A 23,517-nucleotide genomic window follows, 5' to 3' on the forward strand; every position below is an offset into this window, starting at 1 on the left:
TGCGCAATCTGTATAACATTGCGCAACTCCGCAACATCGACGCTCTGTTCAACCGGGTGTCGAGAGACCCGTCATGCCCAATCTTCCGACCTTCCTGACCTTCTACACGGCCGTGGTGACGCTTCAGCTCGCGCCGGGCCCCGACATGATGCTTCTGCTCAGCCGTGGCATCGGCCAGGGCCGGCGCACCGCCCTCCTGACCGCCATCGGCATGACCGTGCTGGCAGGTCTCGTCCAGCTTCCGCTTCTGGCCCTGGGCGTAACCTCGCTGCTTCAGGCCTCGCCCCTCGCCTTCGACCTTTTACGATGGTCGGGAGCCGCCTATATCGTCTGGCTCGGCGCCAAGCTCATCGTCGGGTCCCTCGGCAGGCGCGCGTCCATGCGGGCGACGGCGCAACCGATCTCGGCCGTTGCCGCACTCCGCCAGGGCATGATCAACAACCTGACGAATCCGAAGACGATGATCTTCATGCTGGCCTTCCTTCCCCAGTTCATCGATCCGGCCAACGGCTGGTCCGTGACGGCGCAGTTGCTTTTCCTGGGCGCCGTCCAGAAGATGTCCGCCTTCATGATTCTCGGAACCGTCGCCCTGGGAACCGGGACGATCGGCAACTGGATCTCGCGGCGGCCGACCCTCATCGCCTGGCAGGAGCGATGCGCCGGGATCATCATGATTGCCCTCGGGCTGCGCCTTGCCCTGACTGGCGAAGCGCCGCCGCTTCGGCGCTGATGCGAGGAAGGGTCGATGACGGGCTTGACCTGGTGCTGAAACTCGCCATGATGCGCGCATGACCTCGATCCGCCACATCGCTTTTTCGTATTATCCGCCGTCTTCATAGGAGCGGCACGGGTCGATTGTTACTGTCGAAATGATGCCGCCGCGAGGCGGCGTTTTCATTTCCAGATGGCGTCCTCGCGGCGGTCCCAAACACCACCGAGGACCATAGGATGAGCCGCCCTACTCCCTTCCCGTCCGACAGGCCCCGCCTCGCCCTCATCGGCGCCGGCGCCTTCGGAGAATTCTGCATCCCGCATCTGCGGCGCTTCTTCGAGATCTGCGTCTTCGATCCGAGACCTGATCTCGATCTCGTCTGCGAGCGGCACGGCGTCGTCGCCGCGGACCTCGCGAGCGCTGCCGGGCAGGACATCGTGCTTCTGGCCGTGCCGTTCCGTCATCTGCGGTCCGTCGCACGCGCCGTCGCGCCGCACGTGAAGCCCGGAGCGCTCGTGATCGATGTCTGCTCCGTGAAGGTGAAGCCGCTCGCGATTCTGCAGGAGGAGCTTCCCGCCCATGCCGAGATCGTCGGAACGCATCCCCTTTTCGGCCCGCAGAGCGGCCGCGACGGGATCGCGGGACTGCGCATCGCGGTCTGTCCGGCGCGGGGCCGCAGAGGCGCTCTCGTCGAACGTTTCCTGCGCAGGCGCCTGGAACTTTCCGCCGCGCGCATGGCGGCCGAGGAGCACGACCGGCAGATGGCCTATGTGCAGGGCCTCACGCACCTGATCTCACGGATCGTGCTCGCCATGGACGTGCCGCCCCTGGAGCACAAGACGACGACCTACGCGCATCTCGAATCCATGATCGGCATGGTGCGTCACGACTCCGACGGACTGTTCCGCACGATCCTTGCCGACAATCCGTTCGCCGGCGCCGTGATGCAGTCGTTCACGAACGCCACGCGGGACGTGCTGCAGCCTTTCGGCTATCCCGCCAACAGCAGCGCCCTCTGAGGTCAGCGGCGCCGATCTAGCGCATCGTGCGAAAAAGTGGCTCCGGTTTTTCGCGAGCACGATGCGACGTTCAAGGACTGGAGCATCGGATTGGATCCCAGAAGTGGGCCCACTTTTCACGTCCGATGCTCTAACGCGCCGCGCCCACCGTCTCGTCGAACTGCACCGTTTCCCCCTGCGACGGCGTCTCGAGGCCGCCGTCCCACATCACCACGTGACCGCGCACGATGGTGCCGATGGGCCAGCCGGTGACCCGCCTGCCATCGTAGGGGGTCCACTGGGACTTCGAGGCGATCCAGTCGTTGGTGATGGTCTCGGTGCGCTTCAGGTCGACCACCGTGAAATCCGCGTCGTAGCCCACCGCGATGCGGCCCTTGCGGGCGATGCCGAAGAGGCGCTTGGGTCCCGCGCTCGTCATGTCCACGAAGCGCTCAAGCGTGAGCCTACTCGCGTTCACGTGATCGAGCATGATCGGGACGAGCGTCTGCACGCCCGTCATGCCGGAAGGCGTGTTCGGATAGGCCTTGTCCTTCTCCTCGCGCGTATGCGGCGCGTGATCGGAGCCGAGAATGTCCGCAATGCCCTCGTCGAGCCCCTGCCAGATTGCGGCGCGATGATGCTCGTCGCGCACGGGCGGGTTCATCTGGATATAGGTGCCGAGGCGCTCGTAATCCTCGGGCCCCGCCAGGGTCAGATGGTGCGGCGTGACCTCGACGGAGACGAGATCCTTGTAGTCCTTCAACAGCACCATCTCCTCCGCCGTGGTGACGTGGAGCACGTGGATGCGCGCGCCGGTCTCCTGCGAGATGCGCACGAGGCGCTGCGTGCAGGCGAGCGCCACTTCCGCCGAGCGCCAGACCGGGTGGGAGCGCGGATCGTTCTCGACGCGCAGGCCTTTGCGGGCGCGCAGCATCGCCTCGTCCTCGGAGTGGAAGGCGGCGCGGCGCCGGGTGTTGCGCAGGATATTCGCGATGCCCTCGTCGTCCTCCACCAGCAGCGAACCCGTCGAGGAACCCATGAAGACCTTGATGCCGGCGGCGCCCGGCAGGCGCTCCAGCTCCGCGACGTCCTTCGCGTTCTCGTGGGTGCCGCCGACCCAGAAGGCGAAATCGCAATGCATGCGGTGTCGGCCGCGCCGGATCTTGTCGGCGAGCGTCTCCGGCGTGGTGGTCTGCGGATCGGTATTCGGCATCTCGAAAACCGCCGTGACGCCGCCCATGACGGCCGCGCGGGAGCCCGATTCGAGATCCTCCTTGTGATCGAGGCCGGGCTCGCGGAAATGCACCTGCGTGTCGATGACACCGGGCAGGATGTGAAGGCCGCGGCAATCGATCTCCCGGCCCGCGGAGGCCTGCGAGAGATCGCCGATGGCCGCGATCCTCCCCGCCCGGACGCCGACGTCGCGCTCGACGCGCCCGTCCTGATTGACGACGATGCCGCCTTTGAGGATCAGGTCGAAGGTTTGGGGCATGGCAATCTCATCCCTTGAGGCTGGAGCAAAGGGGGCATATGTCACGCCTGTCGTGAAGAGCAACTGGAGCGGGACATGCCGTCAGTCCATTTAGCCGACCGGGGCGTGGTAAGGGTTTCGGGCGAGGACGCCAAGAGTTTTCTGGACGGCCTCGTCACCTGCGACCTCGACCGGGTCACGCCGGAGGCCCCGCGTCTCGGCGCCCTGCTGACGCCCCAGGGCAAGATTCTGTTCGATTTCATCGTCTTTCAGGCGCCGGACGAGATCGGCGGGGGCTATTATCTCGACACCTTCAGGGTCTTCGCCCCCGATCTCGCCAAGCGTCTGCGCTTCTACAAACTGCGGGCCAAGGTCACGGTCGAGGACATGTCGGAGACCATGGCGATCGTGGCGGGATGGGACGAAAGCAAGCCCGACGACGAGGTCGGCCTCGTGGCGCAGGACCCCCGCCTGCCCGAGCTCGGCTGGCGCGCCATCGTGGCCGCGCAGGACGCCGGCGAGTTCGACAAGGCTCCGGCCACGGCCTACCACGCCCACCGAATCGGACTCGGCGTGCCCGAGGGCGGGCGCGACTTCCTGTTCGGGGACGCCTTCCCCCATGAAGCGCTGATGGATCAGTTGCACGGCGTCGATTTCGACAAGGGCTGCTATGTGGGCCAGGAGGTCGTCTCCCGCATGCAGCACCGGGGAACGGCCCGGACCCGCCTCGTACCCGCCGTCTACGAGGGCGGCTTCGCGGCAGAAACCGGCGTCGCGGTGACGGCCGGCAACAAGGCGCTCGGCAAGACCGGAACGGGGGTCGAGGGACGAGGCCTCCTGATGATCCGCCTCGATCGCGCCGCCGACGCCATGGCGGCCGGGCACCCCATCCTGGCGGGAGGAATCCCCGTCCATCTCGAAAAACCGCACTGGGTGAGCTTTCCGTACCCAGGGGAAGATGTTACTTCGTCAGGGGTCGGACCGGCTTAGGAGTCCATTCCAAGGAACCGGATCAATCGAAACTGCGTTAGCCGCGAACGGACCTCTCACGCGCCGGAAGTCATGCGCGGAGACGCCTTTCCAAGGGTTTCTCGATGATTGCTGTACGAGCGCACGAGACGGCGCGGGACAAGGAACGATTTCAGCTTCTTGTCGACGCCGTCACGGATTACGCCATTTATATGCTTGATCCGAATGGGATCATCGCAAGTTGGAACTCCGGAGCACAGCGCTTTAAAGGTTATATCGAAAGCGAAATCCTCGGAGAGCACTTTTCCCGCTTCTACACGGATGAGGATCGCGCCACGAACCTGCCGCAGCGCGCTCTCGAGACGGCAGCCCGCGAAGGCAAGTTCGAGGCCGAGGGCTGGCGCGTGCGCAAGGACGGCACCCACTTCTGGGCGCATGTGGTCATCGACCCGATTTGGGACGGCAGTGGCAACCTCCTGGGCTACGCCAAGATCACCCGCGACCTCACGGAGCGCCGCAAGGTCGAAAACGCCCTGAAGGAAAGCGAGGAGCGCTTCCGTCTACTGGTGCAGGGCGTCACGGATTGCGCCATCTACATGCTCGATCCCGGGGGCCACGTCTCAAACTGGAATCCTGGAGCGGAGCGCATCAAGGGCTACACCGAAGACGAGATTCGGGGCCAGCACTTTTCCCGCTTCTACACGGACGAGGACCGCGCCACGAACCTGCCGCAGCGCGCTCTCGAGACGGCTGCCCGCGAAGGCAAGTTCGAGGCCGAAGGCTGGCGCGTGCGCAAGGATGGAACCCGCTTCTGGGCCAGCGTCCTCATCGACCCGATCTACAACAACTTCGGAACGCTGATCGGCTACGCCAAGATCACGCGCGACATCACCGAGCGCCGCGACGCGCAGGAGGCGCTGGCCCAGGCTCAGGCGGCGCTGTTCCAGTCGCAGAAGATGGAAACCGTCGGGCAGCTGACGGGAGGCATCGCGCACGACTTCAACAATCTCCTGACGATCATCGTCAACAACCTGGACCTGTTGACCCGCAACGTGACCGGCGCCCGGGAGACCCGCCTCATCGAAAGCGCGCAGCGCGCGGCCGAGCGGGGCGCGAAGCTGACCCAGCAGCTTCTGGCCTTCTCCCGCCGTCAGCCTCTCCAGCCGACGCTGCACGATCCAAACGCGCTGATCGTCGGTTTCGAGGCAGTCCTGCGCCGGGCCTGCGGCGAGATGGTGAAACTGCGGCTTTCCCTTCCCTCCCGCATCAGCACGATCAGCGTGGACGGGGCCCAGTTCGAGGCCGCCCTTCTCAACCTCGTCGTCAATGCCCGCGACGCCATGCCGGAGGGCGGCGACCTGACGATCTCACTCGACGACACCGTTCTCGACGGGCCGCGGGCCGCCGCCAAGAACATCACGCCCGGTCCCTATGTCCGTCTGACGGTCCGGGACACCGGCTGCGGCATGACGAAGGAAGTCGCCTCGCGGGTGTTCGAGCCCTTCTTCACCACGAAGGAAATCGGCAAAGGCACGGGCCTCGGACTGAGCCAGGTCTATGGCTTCATCACGCAGTCGGGCGGGTATATCGAACTTGAGAGCGAACCGGGTCGCGGCACCATCATCGCCATGCTGCTTCCCTCCCATGGCGACGGACAGGGCGATCCAGGCGAAGAGGATTCCGCGGAGGCGATCAGGCCCACCCGCGACACCGCCGGGACCGTGCTGATCGTCGAGGACGAGCCCGCCGTGCTGGATGTGGCCACGGAGATCTTCGACAGCCTCGGATACGACGTGTTGACCGCCTCCGATTCGACGCAGGCCCTCGAAGTGCTCGAACGGGACGTGCCCATCGACGTGCTGTTCAGCGACGTGGTCATGCCCAACGGCATGAACGGCTTCGAATTGTCCCGCAAGGCTCGCGAGCTCAGGCCCGGCATCAAGGTCCTGCTCGCGTCCGGCTATCCCATGTCGGCCCTGCCCTCGGAAGGATTCGAGGAGGGTGTCTCCTTCATCAGCAAACCCTATCGCTGGACGGAGCTGGCCGACAAGCTCCGCACCCTGCGGACCAGCTCCTGAGCATCCCTCCATCGCCTTGTCCCGGCCGCCTCATGAAAGCGTGGGTGGCCGCATCGAATGCGGCCATGATGGAGTCCGTTGCGATACCCTCCCTCATCATGCCCGGCCTTGTGCCGGGCATCCACGTCCTTGAGGCGCAGTGGCTCCCAGGACCTGGATGGCCGGGTCGAGCCCGGCCATGATGGTGAAAGACCACGGCGGGAACGGAGCACCGTCACCGACCAGCGCATCGTGCGGACCCGGCTGGCCGCGCTCGCGAAAAGTGGATCCGGTTTTCACGAACGTGGCCCTTCGGGTCCACTCGAACGATGCTCTAGACCAGGATGAAGCTGTGGGCGGTGAGACGGTGGACGCCGACGAGATCGATCTCACCCATGATCGGCGGGTTCCAGGTCGGGTCGGAAGCACTGCGGAACTGCACGATCGTGTGCCCGCCGATATGATCGTAGCGCACCTGCAGGCCCGTGCTGTCGTCGAACTGAGCGGTGCCGAGAAACTTCGGAGCGCCCGGTGTGAGGAAGGGGCTGAGGAAGTTCTGGTAGTTCGAGAGATCGATTACATCCTTCCTGTCCTCGAAGTCGAGGATCACGTCCCGCCTGCCCTCGCCGGGAGCACTCGTGGAGACATTGGTTGGGCCGGTGACGCCGACCCAGAAGCGGAACGTGTCCTCGCCCCGGCCACCGAAAAGGGTATCGCAGCCCTTCGACCCGTCGAGGACGTCATTGCCGTTGCCGCCGCTGAGGAAGTCGTTGCCATTGTCGAATTCGATATCGCCGCCGACGAGCGTGTCGTTTCCATTGCCGCCGAACAGCCTATCGCTGCCGGAACTGCCGAACAGGCGATCATTACCGCCGTCGCCAAAGAGCCAATCGGAGTCTCCGATGACGAAATAGCTGCCCGACACGGTATCATCGCCATTGCCCGCATGGATCTCGTCCCTCCCGCGCCCGCCCGTGATGGTATCGTTACCGCTGCCACCGAAGATGAGGTTCCGGTCGGTTGCGGACGGGATGCCCGATACGCCCGTGGAATGTTCCGTCGGAGAAATCAGATCGCCGCGGCTGGTGCCGAAGACTCGTGCCATGTCATCCCCTCCCGTAATCAGAGTGTCTGCCATGCCCCCGTAGAGAGATTATAGCCGGTTCGGGGCCGCGGGCCTGTTGGGCAATGGCCGTACTCCATGCGGATCACTCTCGCATCCTGCAGAGAGATTGCACACGGGATGGCGTTTCCGTCCGCCTCGCTGGCGGGAATCACATCCGTCCGGCCCTTGGAAGGCACGAGCTGCCTCCACTTGCGTGGAATCAGCTCTTTTCTTTGCTGTGCCGCATTTTTTGGACGGCGAACCGGATCCACTTCGCCGAAAAATGCTCTAGCATTCCGACGACACGAAACGGGTATGCCATGTATCAGCCGCCGCACTTTCGCGAGGATCGCCTCGAGGTTCAGCATGCACTCGTCAGGGCGCACCCCTTGGGCCTGCTCGTGACCTATGGGAAGACAGGCCTCGCGGCCAATCCCATCCCTTTCATGCTGGATGAGGAGGCGTCTCAGCTGGGCACGCTGCGGGGGCATCTCTCCCGCGCCAATCCGCAGTGGCGCGATTTCGACCCGGCTCTGGAAGCCCTCGTGGTCTTCCAGGGGACGCAAACCTATATCACGCCGTCCTGGTACGAGGCCAAACGCGCGCACGGAAAGGTCGTGCCGACCTGGAACTACGCCATCGTTCAGGCCTATGGGACCCTGCGGGTCATCGACGATCCCGCCTGGCTCCTGAACCAGGTCTCGGCCATGACGTCCCTCCGGGAGGCCACACGGCCCGAGCCGTGGGCCGTCAGCGACGCGCCCTCCGATTTCCTGGATGCGCAACTGAAGGGGATCATCGGCGTGGAGATCGAGATCGCGCGCATCGAAGGCAAATGGAAGGTGAGCCAGAACAGGCCGCAAGCAGATCGCAAAGGCGTTGTCGCCGGTCTGCGTGAAGATGGTGGCGAGCCTGCCCTTCAAATGGCCGATCTCGTCGAGACACGAGGGATATGATGCAGATCGTCCCTTGCGATTGTCATACCCTGGACGCCTGGACGGCACTTCGACGGGAACTGTGGCCGGACACCTCCGTAGCGGACCACGTCCTGGAAGCCCGGGCGGCTCTCGAAGATCCCGGCCAGGCCATGGCCTTCCTGGCGCAGGATGCACGTGGCGCGCCGGCAGGTTTCGCAGAGGCGGCGCTCCGTCATGACTACGTGAACGGATGCGCCACGTCCCCGGTCGCCTTCCTGGAGGGAATCTACGTCCGTCCGGCCTTTCGAAAGCAGGGCGTTGCCCGCCTGCTGATCGAAGCAGTCGAGAAATGGGCCCGGGATCTCGGCTGCGCGGAACTGGCCTCAGATGTGGAGCTTCACAATCAGATCTCTCACATCTTGCATCTGGCGGCAGGCTTCGAGGAGACCGAGCGGGTCGTCTATTATCGCAAGCCGCTCGGCCCCCGCCGGTAATCTCCGCGCATCGGATCCACTTCTGGGATTGAATCCAATGCTCCCATCTTGGAAAGAGCGCATCGTTGCGAGCGGACCCGAAGGGCCGCGTCAGCGAATACCGGGTCCACTTTTCGCTGGCGCGGCCCGCTGGGTCCGCACGATGCGCTATCGGATCTTCCCGTTTCCATCGAGGCCCGCTACACCTTGCCCATGACCGACGGATTGATCCTTCACCCCGACGACAAGCACCGCTGCTGGTGGCCCGGCACGGATCCCTTCTATGTCGCCTATCACGACACCGAATGGGGCGTGCCCGAATTCGATGACCGGGCCCTCTTCGAGAAGCTCATTCTTGACGGGTTCCAGGCGGGCCTCTCCTGGATCACGATCCTGCGCAAGCGCGAGAATTTCAGGAAGGCCTTCGCCGGCTTCGATCCTGCCGTGATCGCGCGGTTCGACCAGTCGCATGTGGAAGCGCTCATGCTCGACAAGGGCATCGTACGCAACCGCGCCAAGATCGAGGCGACGATCGCGGGCGCGCGCGCATGGCTCGACATTCAGGAGCGGAAGGGCTTTTCCGCCTTTCTCTGGGGTTTCATCGACGGCCGCCCGATTCAGAACAACCTGGTCAGCCGCAGCCACGTCCAGGCGGAAACGGACGTCTCGCGGCGCATCTCGAAAGCCTTGAAAGCGGAGGGCTTCAACTTCGTCGGGCCCACTATCGTCTATGCCTTCATGCAGGCGGTCGGCATGGCGAACGACCATCTCGTCGGCTGCTATCGCCACGCGGAATGCGCAGCACTCGCCGAGACGCTCTGAATGGCGAAGGAACCTCGCGTCTGGCAGCGGATGCTCTCCGGCCGCCGCCTCAACCTGCTCGATCCCTCGCCTCTCGACGTGGAGCTCGACGACATCGCGCACGGCCTCGCGCGCGTCGCGCGCTGGAACGGCCAGACCATCGGCGGGCACATCTTCTCCGTGGCGCAGCACAGCCTTCTCGTCGAGGCCATCGCCGATCATTTCGATCCGGACATGCCGCGGACGACGCGCCTCGCAGTGCTCCTGCACGATGCGCCGGAATACGTGATCGGCGACATCATCTCGCCGTTCAAGGCCGTGATCGGCGACGCCTACAAGGCCATCGAGGCGGGGCTGCTCGGCGCGATCCACCTGCATTTCGGGCTGCCCGCGGCCCCGAGCGCCGCCCTGAAACGCTTCATCAAGCAGGCTGACCGGCAGGCCGCCTATCTCGAAGCGACGCATCTCGCGGGCTTCGGGCGCGAAGAAGCGATCAGGTTCTTCGGACGCCCCGAGCCTATGCCCCGCGACGTTCAGGCGCTTCTCGACCCCTGGCCCGTGGCCGAGGCGGAGGATCGCTTCCGCGAGCGCGTTCTCGCCGCTCTGGCTTGACGCCATGCCGACGCTCCATGTCTGTCCCCTCTCCAGGCTGAAGGAGACGGTCGCGTCCGTCGGCCCGAGCCACATGGTGAGCCTCCTAGGCGTAGGCGCGAGCGTGGAGCGGCCGGATATCATCCCGCCGGACCGTCATCTCGTGATCGGCGTCAGCGATATCGTCGAGCCGATGGATGGGCATGTGCTGGCCGGACCCGAGCACATGGAGCGGCTTCTCGCCTTCGTGCGTGCCTGGGATCGGGACGCCCCCCTGCTCTTCCATTGCTGGGCGGGAATCAGCCGCTCGACGGCGGCGGCCTATATCGCCGCCTGCGCTCTCGCGCCAGAGCGGGACGAGGGCGAGCTTGCCCTTGCCTTAAGGGCAGCCGCCCCATCGGCCACGCCCAATGCGCGTTTCGTGGCTCTCGCCGACGAACGCCTCGAACGCCGGGGCCGCATGGTGGAGGCTATCCGGGCCATCGGCCGGGGAGCGGAGGCTATGGAAGGGGCCCCCTTCATGTTACAGATTAACAGGGGCTAGAGCGATTCCGTCCGGACGAGGGCTGCCCCGAAGCTGAATCCGGAGGGGCTTTCGTGGACGACGCGTTGATCGGCTTTGCCATTCTTCTGGCTGTTCTCATCGGGATCGGCGCTCCTGTTGCAGCCGTCATCGCCCTGGTCCTGGCGCACCGGTCGCGGCGGGACCTGCGCGGTCTTCTGCTGCGCCTGGACCGGGTCGAGGCGGAACTCCGGGCGTCGCGGGGGACTTCCGACGCAGTCCCCGGGCAAGGCCCCGCAATTCCTGCGGAACCGGTCCCGGCCCAGCCGATGCCGGCCGCCCCGCCCGAGCCCGAGGAGGTCAGGCCGACCTCCGTTCCACCGATCTCCGCCGCTGCGGCCCGGCCAGCCCCGCCCCGCCAGGATCTGGAGGAAACGCTCGGCTCCCGCTGGGCCGTGTGGGTCGGCGGGGTGGCCCTGGCCCTCGGTGGCATCTTCCTCGTCCGCTATTCCATCGAGCAGAACCTGCTCGATCCTCGGACCCGCATCGTGCTCGGCATCCTGTTCGCGCTCGCCCTCGTCGGGACCGGCGAATGGATGCGTCGCCGCGCAAGTGGCTTCGATCTGCCGGGATTTTCGAGCGCCAACGTTCCGAGCATCCTTACGGCGGCGGGCATCTGCACAGCCTTCGCGTCGGCCTATGCAGCCTATGCTCTCTACGGCCTCATCGGCCCCGGCGCGACCTTCGTGACGCTCGGGCTCATCGCGGTTCTCGCCATGGTGGCCTCGACGCTCCATGGTCCGACCCTGGCCGCCCTGGGCCTGCTCGGCGCCATGGGAAGCCCGCTCCTCGTCTCCTCGGACGAACCGCAACCCTGGGCGCTCGTGGTCTATCTCGCCTTCGTGGTCCTGCCCGCCTATGGCGTCGCGCGGCTCCGGCTCTGGCGCTGGCTGGCGCTTGCGGCGGCGACCGGCGTGCTCCTATGGACCCTGCCCATCTTCTTCATCCGCGAGGCGAACGGGCTTCCGGCCATGGTGCATCTGGTGCTCCAGGCGGGCCTTGCCGCCTTCTTCCTTGCCGCCGATCCCTATCGCCATGTGCCGGACGACGAGGCGCTGATCGACAGAGCCGCCAGCGTGGCCCTGCTCGCCTTCGCCCTGGCCGGAATCCTCGTGACGTGCTCCATCGGTACGGGCGACGGGCGGCCCGTCTTCGTGAGCGCCCTGGCGCTCGTTCTCCTGGCCGCTGGCATCCGCATCGCCAATGTCTCGGCGGCGGCTGCGAGCAGCGCCGTTCTGGCGGCCGGGGCGCTGGTGGTCTGGCCCCTTGCGGGCGAGATCGGGAATGCCCCGGAGAACCTGTTCTCTCAGAATGGAGATGTCTTCGCCGTTCGCCCCTACGCCCTCGACACCTATCTCACCCTGGCGGCGCTCCTGCCACCGGCGATCGCGGGAGCGAGCCTATGGCGGCTGGCGCGGTCCCAGGGCCTGCGCCTTCCAGTCGCCGCATGGTATGCGGCGGCAGCGGGCGCCGGTCCGCTCCTTGCCCTTGTCGCCGCCTATTGGCGTGTGACCGCGTTCGAACGCAGCCTCTCCTTCGCTCTCGTGGCGGGCGTTCTGGCCCTCGCCTTCGTGCTTGCCGCCCAATGGCTCATGCGGCACAGGGCAACGGACGAGGATGTGGCCATCCGCCTCGGATTGGGGGCCACCGCCTCGGCTGCTCTCGGCGCCGTGGCGCTCGGCCTGACTTTCGCACTCGAGAAAGGCATGCTGACCGTTGCCTTCGCGCTGTCGGCCCTCGGAACGGCCTGGGTCGCGGAGCGCATCGCGATCCCGGCTTTGCGCTATGCGGTGGGTGCCATCGGCCTCATCGTGCTGGGACGGCTGATCTGGGATCCCACCATCGTCGGCGGCGATCCAGGCCCCATGATCGTGAACTGGCTTCTCTGGGGCTACGGGGTTCCCGCCGTCTCCTTCTGGCTGGCGGGACGCCTGCTGGAGCGGAGCGGCCGCGACCGGGTCGTCCAGCTCGCCGAGAGCCTCGCCATCGTCTTCGCGGCCTTTCTGGTCTTCTTCGAGATCCGCCATGCCCTCCACGCGGGCGATCCGCTGGCGACCGATTTCAGCCTGCTGGAAGCCGGCCTCGTTGCGACCGAGAGTCTCGCCTTCGCGATCCTGCTCACGCGGATGAGCGTCCGGCGCCCCGATCCGGTCTATCGATGGGGATCCCTGATCTTCAAGGCGGCCTCGTTCGGTCTCTCCGCCATCGGGCTTCTCCTGGTCGAAAACCCGCTCATCTCGGGGCATCCGGTGTCGGGCGGGACCGTCTTCAACAGCCTGATCCTCACCTATCTCCTGCCTGCGATCCTTGCGGGAGCACTGGCATGGACCGAGCAGCGCGCCAGACCTTGGATCCATGCCCTGGCCTCCGCGATCCTGAGCCTCGTTCTGCTGAGCGCCTATATCGGGCTGGCTATCCGGCGGATTTTCCAGGGGCCGAAGCTGGACGTTTTCTGGCGCGGCTTCGCCCAAGGGGAGCAATGGAGCTATTCCGTGGCGCTGCTGCTCATCGGCATCGCGCTTTTGGGTTACGGAATCCTTCGCGGCAACCGCTTTGCACGTATCGCCTCGGCGGTCTATCTTGTGCTGGCCGTTCTGAAGGTGTTCATCGTCGACCTGTCCAATCTGGAAGGCGTGATGCGGGCCCTGTCATTTATTGGCCTCGGGCTTGTTCTCATCGGGATCGGCCTCGTTTATCAGAGATTCCTCGTCCGACGGCCGAGCAATGCCGCCATTTCGTGAGATGGCGGAACGACAACGATTTTTGACGGATAGCTGCATGACCGACACCACTTCCATCAAGACCCTCCCCTTCGAGAAGGCCCTGGCCGAACTGGAGGAGATCGTGCGGCGTCTCGAACGTGGCGACGTGCCGCTGGAGGATTCCATCGCCATCTACGAGCGCGGGGAAGCCCTCAAGAAGCATTGCGAGCAGCTTCTGAAGAAGGCAGAGGCCCGGATCGAGAAAATCACCATCGGCCCCGACGGTGCCGCCTCCGGCACGGCGCCCCTGGACGTCGACGCTTAGAGCATCGAACCCAAAAGTGGATTCCACGTTTGGGATCCATTCGATGCTCCCTCTATAGAACAGCGCATCGCTTGCTGCGAAAAACCGGGTCCACTTTTTCGCAGGAACGATGCGCTAATATTCCACGCTCCGCCTGTGCATCAGCGCGCAGGACGCCGTTCGAGAATGGCATCGACCTCCCGCAGAACGGCTGCGGGGTCGATGCTGAAGGCCTGCTTCGGGCCCTCCGGTCCCCCGACGACCGGCTCGTAATCCGCTCCCGCCTCGGCGGCCCAATGGAGGCCGGTGCTTTTGCGGGCATTCTGGGCCATCAGCTCGATCAGCAGAGGCTGGCGGCGGGCCCAGAGAATGTTGGCGAGACCCGCCCCATGGACGGCCATGACGGTTTGCGCCTCTCCAAACCAGTCGATCTGCTCGTGATGGTTAGACCAGGACGCCTCGACGATCTTGAACCCTCGACCCCGCAAGCCTTCGATCAGTTCGGCCTCCCCCGTCACCTGGCGAAGTCGCGTCTGGCCGCGCGTGAGATAGATCCGGGGCGCGGCCTCCGGACGCGGGCGGTCCGCATAGGCCGCATCGAAGACGGAGCGGGCATACCCCAACGCTTCGGGCGTCGCGAAGACCCGCTCGAGATTGCAGCAATGGCTGCGTGCATAAAGGTATCGCTTGGCATGGACGCGCTCCCACGGAGCGAGCTTCACATGGCTTAAGGGAACCCCGATTCCTCTCAAGCCTTCGATGAAGCTCTGCACCATCGGGTTGACCGATCGGGCCGTGACGATGGTGAGCGCCTCGCCGGGAGCGAGGGCCCCGCGGTGAAGGGCATAGGCCAGAGGCATCAGCACGTCGGTGAGCAGGTGCCCGTAGTGCCTGTAGGGCGGGATCGCGGCAACGGCGCCCTTCACATGCCGCGTGCTGAAGGCTGCCGGGGCGGGATAGGCGAAGTGCCAGTTGCTGTCGGCGGTCGTATCGAAGGCGAGCTGTTTCCCGGTGGCGTAATCGACCGGGGTCAGCGTATGGCCCGGGACCAGGACATCCGCCACGAAGGCGATCACCCGATGGGCCGTGTCCGGATCCGGGAACCGGCAATGTGCATTCACGACGTCGACATCATGAGAACGCACGAAGGCCCGTTGGCGGCTGTAACGCTCCTGCAGGAGATTGAAGGAGCGGACACTGTCCTCCCGGAGATCGACCTTCTCCGCAGTGGGCCAGCCGAAATCCGGGAAGAAGGACACGGCTTTTCGAAGCACCGGATAAGGGCCGGTCAACCCCTTCATCACCCGGAAGGCGATCGGTTTGATGTCGAACTTGCGGTGAAGTGCCGAATGATGCCTTGCCATTGAGTGCCGTCAGATCTGTCGGAGCTCACCGGTGCCGGGTAAAGGAACTCCCCCCTCCCTCCGGGTCGTCGCCTGGCTCGGGGTCAGAACCAGAAAAAGCGGCAACCAGAGGAAGAGGTAATGCATATTGAAGAAGGCGAACGGATTCGACAGATCCGTTCCCATATAGCCGAACGAAAAGAGGATCGAGGCCAGGCCGAAGAAGCGCAGCGAACGGTCCTCCTGCCGCGTCAGCTGCCTGGCGTAGAACCCGATCATCGCCCAGAATGCCAGAAGGGCCATGAGACCGTAATACATGGCGGTCCCGAAGAGACCGTTATGAGGGTGGCTCATCCAGGTCTTCTGGAATCGAAAGCTCGGGCCGGTCCCGAGCATGGGGTGAAGAACGATCTGCTCGCGTACCCAGCCCCAGATTTCGCTCCGGAACGACGGACGGCACCAATCGGCGTCACTGTCGCAGATGATGGCCTTGATCATCGGCTCCAACATGCCAAGGCCGGTGATTGCGATCCAGATGCCGCCACAGGCAAGAAGCACGGCAGCCGTCCCCCCACGCCGGCTGAGCCAGAGAGCCAGCGGCAATGCCAATGCCAGAGCGATGATCGGGGCCCGGCTTTGGGTCCAGGCCAGACCCAGCAGAAGCGTGACGATCAGGAACAGGTGCAAGGACGCAACCCGGCGCACGGGCGGGCGGTCGAGCCATAATGCCGCGAAAGCGATCAGGGCGACGGCGAAGCCACCGGCGCCGGGAATGGGGTTACGTCCCCGTCCGAGGGGAAACAGACGATCGAAGAGATCGTCGGCTGAGACAATGTGCAGCAGGAGGGCCGCGCAAGCGCTGGCCCCGCCGGCGATGGCGATGACGGACAGAATCTGCCTCGTGCTCAAGGCGCGCGAGACCTGGGCCACGGACAGGAAGAACGCCCCCAGGAGCACGAGATTGAAGAAATCGGATATGTTGTATCCCGGACCGCCGATCAGGCCCCCGAGCGCAACCCACGCACTAAAGAAAACGCCGAAGAGAACCAGCCAGGCGCTGTGCGTGAACGCCGCTGCACCGGCTCCGCTGAACAAGGCCAGGATGGCCATTAGAACGATCGCGCCGACGGGAAGAGCATGCCCCGGGATGAAGAAGGACGCTACCACGAAAACGAGGAAAGCCGCCGCGCTGACGGAATTGAGCCAATCCTGACCCGCATGTTGCTTTCGCAGCCAGAGAGCAGCATATGTCAGTCGGGACGAGATGGAGAACATCGGAAGCGGCATCCTCTTCCCGACGTGGGACTTGGGATATTGTTTCTGCCGTCTATCATCTGGCTTCTATGCTTTCAACCTTTACGGCGCTGCCAAGCTTGGGCTCCCGGCGAAGGACATCCTGGATTCTGGTGACTACGTGAGCGCAACGCATACACCTCTTCTCGACACCATCACGATCCCTGAGGATCTTCGTCAACTCTCGGAAGGGCAGCTGCGGCAGGTTGCGGACGAGCTGCGCACGGAAACGATCAGCGCGGTGTCGGTGACCGGCGGGCATCTTGGGGCCGGGCTCGGCGTGGTCGAGCTCACGGTCGCGCTGCACTATGTCTTCGACACCCCGCGCGACCGCCTGATCTGGGATGTCGGCCATCAGGCCTATCCCCACAAGATCCTCACCGGCCGCCGCGACCGGATCCGCACCCTGCGCCAGCCGGGCGGCCTGTCCGGCTTCACCAAGCGCGCCGAGAGCGAGTACGATCCGTTCGGGGCCGCCCACACCTCGACCTCGATCTCGGCCGGCCTTGGCATGGCGGTGGCGCGCGACCTTGCCGGCCAGGCCAACAACGTCATCGCGGTGATCGGCGACGGCGCCATGTCGGCCGGCATGGCCTATGAGGCGATGAACAATGCCGGCGCCCTGCATTCGCGCCTGATCGTGATCCTCAACGACAACGACATGTCGATCGCCCCGCCCACCGGCGCGATGTCGTCCTATCTCGCCCGCCTGGTTTCGGGCGGCACCTATCGCGGCATCCGCGAAACCGCCAAGCAGCTCGCCCAGAAGCTGCCGAAGTTCCTCTACGAGAAGGCGCAGCGCGCCGAGGAGTTCGCCCGCGGCTTCTGGACCGGCGGCACCCTGTTCGAGGAGCTCGGCTTTTACTATGTCGGGCCGATCGACGGCCACAACCTCGATCACCTGCTGCCGATCCTGAAGAACGTGCGCGATGCCGAGACCGGGCCGATCCTGGTCCATGTGGTGACCCAGAAGGGCAAGGGCTATGCCCCGGCCGAGGCCGCCGCCGACAAGTATCACGGCGTGGCCACCTTCGACGTGGTGACCGGGGCGCAGACCAAGGCCAAGGCCAATGCGCCGGCCTACACCAAGGTGTTCGGCGAGAGCCTGATCGCGCAGGCGCGCCAGGACGACAAGATCGTCGCCATCACGGCCGCGATGCCGTCCGGCACCGGGCTGGATCTGTTTGCCAAGGAGTTCCCGGCCCGGACCTTCGATGTCGGCATTGCCGAGCAGCATGCGGTGACCTTTGCGGCCGGCCTGGCGACCGAGGGCTACAAGCCGTTCTGCGCGATCTATTCGACCTTCCTGCAGCGGGCCTATGACCAGGTCGTGCACGACGTGGCGCTGCAGAACCTGCCGGTGCGCTTTGCGCTCGACCGGGCCGGCCTGGTCGGGGCGGACGGGCCGACCCATGCCGGGGCGTTCGACCTGGCCTATCTCGGCTGCCTGCCGAACCTGGTCGTGATGGCGGCCGCCGACGAGGCCGAGCTGGTGCACATGGTGGCAACCGCCGCGGCCCATGAGGCCGGCCCGATCGCGTTCCGCTATCCGCGCGGCGAGGGCGTCGGGGTCGATCTGCCCGCGCAGGGCGTGCCGCTGGCGATCGGCAAGGGCCGGCTGGTGCGCCAGGGCAGCCGCATCGCGCTGCTGTCGCTCGGCACCCGGCTGGCCGAGGCGCTCAAGGCGGCCGAGGAGCTCGAGGCGCGCGGGCTGTCGACGAGCGTGGCCGATGCCCGCTTTGCCAAGCCGCTCGACACGGCGCTGATCCTCGATCTGGCCCGCCAGCACGAGGTTCTGGTGACCGTGGAGGAGGGCGCGATGGGCGGCTTCGGCGCCTTCGTGCTGCAGCTGCTCGCCGAGCAGGGCGCGCTCGATCGCGGCCGCCTGAAGGTGCGCACCCTGGTGCTGCCCGACCTCTACCAGGACCACGACAAGCCCGAGCGCATGTACGCCAAGGCCGGCCTCGACGCCGCAGGAATCGTCACCAAGGTCTTCGAGGCCCTCGGCAAGGAAGAACCCCGCCAGGCGCGAGCCTGATCCGCCATGACCCGCAAACGTGCCGATGTGGTGCTCGTCGAGCGCGGCTTCTTCACGAGCCGCGCGCGAGCGCAGGAAGCGATCGCCGCCGGGCTCGTCACCGTGAATGGCGCCGTGGTGAAGAAGCCCTCGGATGCGGTGGCGGACGATGCGCTCATCACCGCCGCACAGCCGCATCCTTACGTCTCACGGGGCGGTGTGAAGCTGGCGGCGGCTCTCGACGCCTTCGGCATCGACCCCAAGAACTGCATCTGCCTTGATATCGGCGCCTCGACGGGCGGCTTCACGGACGTGCTGCTGATGCGCGATGCCGCGCATGTCTACGCGGTCGATGTCGGGCATGCGCAGCTTCACCCGAAGGTGGCGGATGACCCACGCGTCACCAACCTCGAAGGCACGGATGCGCGCTCTCTCACCGGAGACATCATCCCCGAGCCTGCCGATCTTCTCGTCTCGGATGTGAGTTTCATCTCCCTGAAGCTCGTGCTGCCGGCCGCTGTCGCCCTGCTGAAGCCGCGCGCGACGATGGCGGTTCTCGTGAAGCCGCAGTTTGAGGCGGGCCGCAGTCACGTCAAAAAGGGAATCGTGCGGGACGAGGCCGTACACCGCGCCGTGTGCGACGACATCAGCGCCTTCATCGCCTCGCTCGGCTTTGCAATCGACGGGGTCGTCCCCTCGCCCATCGAGGGCGGAGACGGCAACCGCGAGTTCTTATTGGGAGCCCACCGTGGCTGATCAGGTTGTCATCAAGCGCCTCGGCGCGAAAGCAGACGGTATCGCGGAAACCGCGTCCGGTCCGGTCTTCGTGCCGAAGGCATTGCCGGGAGAGACCGTCACCATCGAGCGCAACGGCCCGCGCGCGGATCTGATCAGCGTCGATGTGCCGTCGCCCGAGCGCGAAACGCCGTTCTGCCCCTATTACGATGAATGCGGCGGCTGCGCGACGCAGCATATGAAGCACGGCTTCTATCAGGCCTGGAAACAGGAGACTCTCGCCCACACCCTGCGCCAGGCGCGGATCGAGGCTCCCATCGACGCTCTGATCGACGCCCATGGGGAGGGTCGCCGCCGCGTGACGCTGCATGTGCGCTTTCCGGATCGCGCCATGCATGTGGGCTACATGGCGGCCCGCAGCCACCAGATCGTCGAGATCGCCTTCTGCCCCATCGCCGAACCCGCACTGAAAGAGCAGGCTCCTGTCATCGCACGCGCCGTCGGCGAGCATCTGAAGGCCGCCCGCAAGCCGCTCGACATCCAGATCACCAACACGCAGACGGGTTTCGATGTGGACGTGCGTGGGCACGGGCCGTTGAAGGACGCTGACCGCCTGAGCCTGATCGATCTCGCAGCGCGGCTCGATCTCTCACGCCTGTCGATCCATGGCGACGTGATCGTGGAGCGCCGCCCGCCTGCGATCCTGATGGGACGCGCATCCGTCGTTCCGCCTGCAGGGTCCTTCCTGCAAGCCACGCGCCTGGGCGAGGAAGCGCTTGCCCGTTTCGTGACGCAGGCCTGCGAGCGCGCCAAACGCGTCGCCGATCTGTTTTCGGGCTCCGGGCCTTTCGCCCTGCGGCTTGCGGAAAGGTCGGAGGTTCACGCGGTCGAGTTCGATCAGGGCTCGATGACGGCTCTCGACAAGGCCTTCCGCGCGACGCCGGGCCTGCGCCGCATCACCACCGAAACGCGCGATCTCTTCCGCCGTCCGCTTCTCCTGCCCGAACTCAACGCATTCGATGCGGTGGTGCTCGACCCGCCGCGAGCCGGCGCGGAGGCGCAGGCCAAGCAGCTTGCCGCCTCGAAAGTACCGCTCGTCGTGAGCATCTCCTGCGACGCCGCCACCTTCGCGCGCGATGCCGCCATTCTGATGGACAGCGGCTATCGCCTGGAACGCGTGATCCCGGTCGATCAGTTCAAGCACTCGCCCCATCTCGAAGTCGTCGGCATCTTAAGGCGCGACGTCGCAAAGATCTCGCGTCGCAAATAGGACTCGCGTCGGGCAAACGGATGAAAATTTCTCTGACCCGCGAAAAGCTCCCTGCCCCTCGTTGCGACAGGCGCGGGGTGCCTCCCGAAGATCAGGGCTGAGCTTTCGCTTCAAAATCCTCGATCACGGCCATGAGTGCCTCCGGCTTCACTCTCACGGGCCCTGCGAACGGATGGTTGATGGCGATGATCACGAGCAGGCCCGAGAAGATCAGCACGGCCAGCACTCCCGTCATCATGGCTTGGACGCGCAGGTTCTCGGTGCCGAAGAACAGCGTGAAGCCGACCGTCAGGACGGCCCCGCCGGCGAGGACGAACCAGAGCACTCCGGGAACCGCGCCGGAGGCCAGCACGAGCCTCGTGCGGCGGGCCTCGGTCAGAAGGTCGAGCTGGTGGAGAGCTTCGGCCAGAAGCGTGACCCCACGGCCGTCGCTCGGCATGTATGTCAGCAGGGCCGCGTAGGTGGCATCGAGGGCCAGCGTAGCCTCATGGCTTGATCCGCTCCGTGCCATCGCGGCCCAGTCCTCCGTGGCCGCCACCTTGGCGTAGCGGGTCAGGCTGTCGCGAAGACGATCGCCGGGGCCCTCTCCGATTCCGTTGGACAGGCGATAGAGGGTCGCTGCGGCGCCGGCCTCCTGAGCCGCCGCGTTTTCCGCCTGGCTGAACTTCTCCCAGACGATGATGACGGCAAAGGCCAGCAGCACCGCATAGAGCACTCCGACAGTCGCGAAGGTGAAGCCGGCCACCTCATTGTTGAGCTTGAGCCTGTCCGGCGTGATACGCCAGCGCACGAGGACCGGACCGGCCATGGCAAGCAGGGTTGCAACGCCGATGAGAATTGCGCCCGAGATCCAGAGAGGTTGGGTGTCCAGGAGGATCATGTGTCACCGCCTGCTTTCCTGCTCCCACTGTATCAGCGACCAACGCTTCCGTCTGGATAACTGCCGCAGGGAACCCGAGGAAATCCCCTGCCCTTCAGGAGGGTCCAGTGCTCTGACCAGCTGCCTCCTGAAGCGGCACGGATCCTGGCGCTCGGAGGCTTTCCTGATCTGACCAGGAAAGACCCCTTGTGGAACATCCGTCGGCGAAGGCGGGTTATTCGAGGCCCGCTCCCGGGGGCTGCCCTGATCGACCCGATGAGTTCGCCCGGAAACACGAGTCAAGCAGCGCGGCGGCAATTCAATTCCTGGCTTCTCGGGAGGCCTGCACCCAGGGCGACCATGTTCCTTAAACGTCTCATCCTTGGCCGCCCCCTTCCCAACCGCGAATACGGCGAGCGTAAGATCGGCGCCTTCGAGGGCGTGCCGACCATGGGCCTTGATGGGCTGGGCTCGTCGGCTTACGGCCCGGAGGCGGCTCTCACGGTTCTGATTCCGCTCGGGGCACTCAGCCTCGCCTATATCGGGCCGATCACAGCCGTCATCGTTGCGCTGCTGGCGATCCTGTACGTCTCCTATCGCCAGACCATTCGGGCCTATCCCAGCAACGGTGGAGCTTACACGGTCTCCAAGGAAAACCTGGGCCGAAACGCCAGCCTTCTTGCGGCTGCCGCCTTGATGATCGATTACGTGCTCAACGTGGCCGTCGGAATTTCGGCAGGCGTCGGCGCTCTCGTCTCGGCCATGCCCGCACTGTATCCCTACACGCTCTGGCTCTGCCTCGGCATTCTGACCCTCATCACGCTGGTGAATCTACGAGGCACCCTTGATGCCGGTCGGTTGTTCGCGCTGCCGACCTATACGTTCGTGATAAGCTTCATCCTGCTTCTGGGACTGGGGCTTTATCGGGTCGTCATCTCGGGCGGCGAGCCTCGGCCGGTGGTGCCGCCACCGGCTCTTGCCCCGACCACGGCCGCCGCGTCCCTGTGGTTGCTGATGCATGCCTTCGCGAGCGGCTGCACGGCCATGACTGGAGTCGAGGCTGTCAGCAACGGCGTGAGCGCCTTTCGGGAACCCAAAGTCAAGTACGCCCATCGCACCCTGACCGCCATCGTCGTCATTCTGGGGCTTCTCCTCGCGGGCATCGCCTACCTGGCCAGCTCCTATGGCATCGGTGCCATGGACCAAACCCAGAAAGGTTACCAGAGCGTGCTGTCGCAACTGGCGCAGTCGGTGGTCGGCCGTGGGATCTTCTACTCCGTGGCCATCGGCAGCCTTCTCTGCGTCCTGGCTCTCTCGGCCAATACGAGCTTCACGGACTTTCCACGGCTGTGCCGCACCATCGCCGAAGACGACTTCCTGCCCCGCCCGTTCGCGGTGGTCGGCCGGCGTCTCGTCTTCTCCGTCGGCATTCTTTACTTGGCCGTCACCGCGGGCGGCCTGCTGATCGCGTTCGGCGGCATTACCGAGCGTCTGATCCCGCTCTTCGCCATCGGGGCCTTTCTCACCTTCACTCTGTCTCAGGCCGGCATGGTCGTGCACTGGCGCCGCGAGCGGCGCAAGAATCCCTCGGCCAAGCACGAATGGCGGCTGGCGATCAACGGGCTAGGAGCGCTGGTGACCGGCCTTGCGCTTGTCGTCATCATCACTGCAAAGTTCACCGAGGGAGCCTGGATCACGCTTCTCGTGATTCCATGCGTGATTCTGCTGCTACGCTCTTTCCGGCGCTATTACGACGGAGTGAATGCGCGGATCCGCGAGGACGCGCCATTGGACCTGAGCGAAACGGCTCCGCCGATTGTGCTGGTCGTCACCGAGGAGTGGAGCCGACTGACCGATAAGGCCCTCCACTTTGCCATTCGCCTCTCGCCCGACGTGGTGGCCGTTCACATGGTCGCTCTTTCGGGCCCCGAGAGCGAAGACAAGGAGAAGACGCTGCAGCAGCAGTGGACCCGATTTGTGGAAGAGCCGGCCCGCAGAGCCGGCCTGAAACCGCCTCGCCTGCTCCTGCTGCAGGCACAGTATCGGCGCATGCACGGGCCCCTGCTCAAGCTGGTCCGCCAGATCGAGGCGGAGCATCCGGAGCGCATGGTGGCAATCCTCATTCCGGAGCTCGTAAAGCGGAGCTGGTGGCAGTACCTGCTCCATACCCATCGGGCGCGGCGTCTGCGCTCGAGGCTGCTCCAGTACGGCGGTGCGCAGGTCGTGGTGATCAACGTGCCCTGGTATTTGGAGGAGCCCCGGCTTGAGGATGCCCTCGTGGAATCCGAGGTGTCGTCAGGGCCGGCATGACGAAACCCTGCTGAAAAATGCTATGAAG

General features: G+C 65.3%; 20 protein-coding genes. 15 read left to right on the forward strand and 5 right to left on the reverse strand.

The window, feature by feature from the left end; all coding sequences use genetic code 11:
* Nucleotides 1-73 precede the first annotated feature (73 nt).
* Both AB8841_RS25080 and AB8841_RS25085 read left to right on the forward strand, forming a co-directional pair.
* Complete coding sequence (locus AB8841_RS25080; RefSeq protein ID WP_370438474.1) at nt 74-730, forward strand: LysE family translocator; 657 nt, start codon at nt 74-76, stop codon at nt 728-730.
* A gap of 218 nt (nt 731-948) precedes the next feature.
* Entirely contained in the window at nt 949-1,731 is a 783-nt protein-coding gene (locus AB8841_RS25085) for a prephenate dehydrogenase/arogenate dehydrogenase family protein (protein WP_370438475.1), read from the forward strand.
* Between the two features lie 130 nt (nt 1,732-1,861).
* Here AB8841_RS25085 and AB8841_RS25090 read toward each other — a convergent pair whose 3' ends face one another.
* A complete protein-coding gene (locus AB8841_RS25090; protein ID WP_370438476.1) occupies nt 1,862-3,202 on the reverse strand; it encodes a dihydroorotase in 1,341 nt (446 codons plus the stop codon).
* Between the two features lie 75 nt (nt 3,203-3,277).
* Here AB8841_RS25090 and AB8841_RS25095 point away from each other — a divergent pair, with 75 nt between their 5' ends.
* Both AB8841_RS25095 and AB8841_RS25100 read left to right on the forward strand, forming a co-directional pair.
* Nucleotides 3,278-4,171, forward strand: a complete 894-nt coding sequence (locus AB8841_RS25095; RefSeq protein WP_370438477.1) for a folate-binding protein YgfZ — start codon at nt 3,278-3,280, stop codon at nt 4,169-4,171.
* A 104-nt stretch (nt 4,172-4,275) separates the two neighbouring features.
* A complete protein-coding gene (locus tag AB8841_RS25100; RefSeq protein ID WP_370438478.1) occupies nt 4,276-6,228 on the forward strand; it encodes a PAS domain S-box protein in 1,953 nt (650 codons plus the stop codon).
* Between the two features lie 313 nt (nt 6,229-6,541).
* On the opposite strand, the gene AB8841_RS25105 is transcribed toward AB8841_RS25100, so the two are convergent.
* The gene (locus tag AB8841_RS25105) at nt 6,542-7,312 is read right to left on the reverse strand and encodes a calcium-binding protein (protein WP_370438479.1); all 771 of its coding nucleotides are present in this window, start codon (nt 7,310-7,312) and stop codon (nt 6,542-6,544) included.
* A gap of 320 nt (nt 7,313-7,632) precedes the next feature.
* Between AB8841_RS25105 and AB8841_RS25110 the strand changes: the two genes are divergently transcribed.
* The 7 genes from AB8841_RS25110 (at nt 7,633) to AB8841_RS25140 (ending at nt 13,683) form a co-directional block, all read left to right on the forward strand.
* The gene (locus AB8841_RS25110) at nt 7,633-8,268 is read left to right on the forward strand and encodes an FMN-binding negative transcriptional regulator (protein WP_370438480.1); all 636 of its coding nucleotides are present in this window, start codon (nt 7,633-7,635) and stop codon (nt 8,266-8,268) included.
* Nucleotides 8,268-8,723 (forward strand): aminoglycoside 6'-N-acetyltransferase, encoded by a 456-nt coding sequence (gene aac(6') / locus AB8841_RS25115; protein ID WP_370439363.1) that lies wholly within the window; start codon nt 8,268-8,270, stop codon nt 8,721-8,723. Before AB8841_RS25110 ends, aac(6') begins: the two co-directional genes overlap by 1 nt.
* 192 nt (nt 8,724-8,915) lie before the next feature.
* A complete protein-coding gene (locus tag AB8841_RS25120; RefSeq protein ID WP_370438481.1) occupies nt 8,916-9,524 on the forward strand; it encodes a DNA-3-methyladenine glycosylase I in 609 nt (202 codons plus the stop codon).
* Nucleotides 9,525-10,115: a YfbR-like 5'-deoxynucleotidase gene (locus tag AB8841_RS25125; RefSeq protein WP_370438482.1), complete on the forward strand. Its 591-nt coding sequence runs from the start codon at nt 9,525-9,527 to the stop codon at nt 10,113-10,115.
* A gap of 4 nt (nt 10,116-10,119) precedes the next feature.
* The gene (locus AB8841_RS25130) at nt 10,120-10,638 is read left to right on the forward strand and encodes a tyrosine phosphatase family protein (RefSeq protein ID WP_370438483.1); all 519 of its coding nucleotides are present in this window, start codon (nt 10,120-10,122) and stop codon (nt 10,636-10,638) included.
* A 53-nt stretch (nt 10,639-10,691) separates the two neighbouring features.
* The gene (locus tag AB8841_RS25135) at nt 10,692-13,397 is read left to right on the forward strand and encodes a DUF2339 domain-containing protein (RefSeq protein ID WP_370438484.1); all 2,706 of its coding nucleotides are present in this window, start codon (nt 10,692-10,694) and stop codon (nt 13,395-13,397) included.
* Nucleotides 13,398-13,434: 37 nt separating this feature from the next.
* On the forward strand, nt 13,435-13,683 hold the full coding sequence (locus AB8841_RS25140) for an exodeoxyribonuclease VII small subunit (RefSeq protein WP_370438485.1): 249 nt from the start codon (nt 13,435-13,437) through the stop codon (nt 13,681-13,683).
* Between the two features lie 140 nt (nt 13,684-13,823).
* Here AB8841_RS25140 and AB8841_RS25145 read toward each other — a convergent pair whose 3' ends face one another.
* On the reverse strand, nt 13,824-15,026 hold the full coding sequence (locus AB8841_RS25145; RefSeq protein WP_370438486.1) for a DUF563 domain-containing protein: 1,203 nt from the start codon (nt 15,024-15,026) through the stop codon (nt 13,824-13,826).
* A 9-nt stretch (nt 15,027-15,035) separates the two neighbouring features.
* Nucleotides 15,036-16,280, reverse strand: coding sequence for an O-antigen ligase family protein (locus AB8841_RS25150; protein ID WP_370438487.1), 1,245 nt, complete (start codon nt 16,278-16,280; stop codon nt 15,036-15,038).
* 139 nt (nt 16,281-16,419) lie between these two features.
* Between AB8841_RS25150 and dxs the strand changes: the two genes are divergently transcribed.
* The 3 genes from dxs to AB8841_RS25165 are packed head-to-tail and all read left to right on the forward strand — an operon-like array spanning nt 16,420 to nt 20,320.
* Nucleotides 16,420-18,336 carry a 1-deoxy-D-xylulose-5-phosphate synthase gene (dxs, locus tag AB8841_RS25155; protein ID WP_370438488.1) on the forward strand — a complete coding sequence of 639 codons (1,917 nt, stop codon included), beginning with the start codon at nt 16,420-16,422 and terminating at the stop codon, nt 18,334-18,336.
* Nucleotides 18,337-18,342: 6 nt separating this feature from the next.
* On the forward strand, nt 18,343-19,071 hold the full coding sequence (locus AB8841_RS25160; protein ID WP_370438489.1) for a TlyA family RNA methyltransferase: 729 nt from the start codon (nt 18,343-18,345) through the stop codon (nt 19,069-19,071).
* Nucleotides 19,064-20,320 (forward strand): class I SAM-dependent RNA methyltransferase, encoded by a 1,257-nt coding sequence (locus tag AB8841_RS25165; protein ID WP_370438490.1) that lies wholly within the window; start codon nt 19,064-19,066, stop codon nt 20,318-20,320. The genes AB8841_RS25160 and AB8841_RS25165 overlap by 8 nt, the downstream gene beginning before the upstream one ends.
* Before the next feature lie 91 nt (nt 20,321-20,411).
* Here the strand turns inward: AB8841_RS25165 and AB8841_RS25170 are convergent, their stop codons facing one another.
* Nucleotides 20,412-21,200 carry a DUF4239 domain-containing protein gene (locus tag AB8841_RS25170; RefSeq protein ID WP_370438491.1) on the reverse strand — a complete coding sequence of 263 codons (789 nt, stop codon included), beginning with the start codon at nt 21,198-21,200 and terminating at the stop codon, nt 20,412-20,414.
* A gap of 339 nt (nt 21,201-21,539) precedes the next feature.
* Between AB8841_RS25170 and AB8841_RS25175 the strand changes: the two genes are divergently transcribed.
* A complete protein-coding gene (locus AB8841_RS25175; RefSeq protein WP_370438492.1) occupies nt 21,540-23,489 on the forward strand; it encodes an APC family permease in 1,950 nt (649 codons plus the stop codon).
* The last annotated feature ends 28 nt before the right edge of the window (nt 23,490-23,517 follow it).

Source organism: Microvirga sp. TS319 (assembly GCF_041276405.1).
GTDB lineage: Bacteria > Pseudomonadota > Alphaproteobacteria > Rhizobiales > Beijerinckiaceae > Microvirga.

Coding starts and splice junctions, on each gene's coding strand:
- AB8841_RS25080 (WP_370438474.1), top strand. CDS start 74: ATGCCCAATCTTCCGACCTTCCTGACCTTCTACACGGCCGTGGTGACG.
- AB8841_RS25085 (WP_370438475.1), top strand. CDS start 949: ATGAGCCGCCCTACTCCCTTCCCGTCCGACAGGCCCCGCCTCGCCCTC.
- AB8841_RS25090 (WP_370438476.1), bottom strand. CDS start 3,202: ATGCCCCAAACCTTCGACCTGATCCTCAAAGGCGGCATCGTCGTCAAT.
- AB8841_RS25095 (WP_370438477.1), top strand. CDS start 3,278: ATGCCGTCAGTCCATTTAGCCGACCGGGGCGTGGTAAGGGTTTCGGGC.
- AB8841_RS25100 (WP_370438478.1), top strand. CDS start 4,276: ATGATTGCTGTACGAGCGCACGAGACGGCGCGGGACAAGGAACGATTT.
- AB8841_RS25105 (WP_370438479.1), bottom strand. CDS start 7,312: ATGGCACGAGTCTTCGGCACCAGCCGCGGCGATCTGATTTCTCCGACG.
- AB8841_RS25110 (WP_370438480.1), top strand. CDS start 7,633: ATGTATCAGCCGCCGCACTTTCGCGAGGATCGCCTCGAGGTTCAGCAT.
- AB8841_RS25120 (WP_370438481.1), top strand. CDS start 8,916: ATGACCGACGGATTGATCCTTCACCCCGACGACAAGCACCGCTGCTGG.
- AB8841_RS25125 (WP_370438482.1), top strand. CDS start 9,525: ATGGCGAAGGAACCTCGCGTCTGGCAGCGGATGCTCTCCGGCCGCCGC.
- AB8841_RS25130 (WP_370438483.1), top strand. CDS start 10,120: ATGCCGACGCTCCATGTCTGTCCCCTCTCCAGGCTGAAGGAGACGGTC.
- AB8841_RS25140 (WP_370438485.1), top strand. CDS start 13,435: ATGACCGACACCACTTCCATCAAGACCCTCCCCTTCGAGAAGGCCCTG.
- AB8841_RS25145 (WP_370438486.1), bottom strand. CDS start 15,026: ATGGCAAGGCATCATTCGGCACTTCACCGCAAGTTCGACATCAAACCG.
- AB8841_RS25150 (WP_370438487.1), bottom strand. CDS start 16,280: ATGTTCTCCATCTCGTCCCGACTGACATATGCTGCTCTCTGGCTGCGA.
- AB8841_RS25160 (WP_370438489.1), top strand. CDS start 18,343: ATGACCCGCAAACGTGCCGATGTGGTGCTCGTCGAGCGCGGCTTCTTC.
- AB8841_RS25170 (WP_370438491.1), bottom strand. CDS start 21,200: ATGATCCTCCTGGACACCCAACCTCTCTGGATCTCGGGCGCAATTCTC.
- AB8841_RS25175 (WP_370438492.1), top strand. CDS start 21,540: ATGTTCCTTAAACGTCTCATCCTTGGCCGCCCCCTTCCCAACCGCGAA.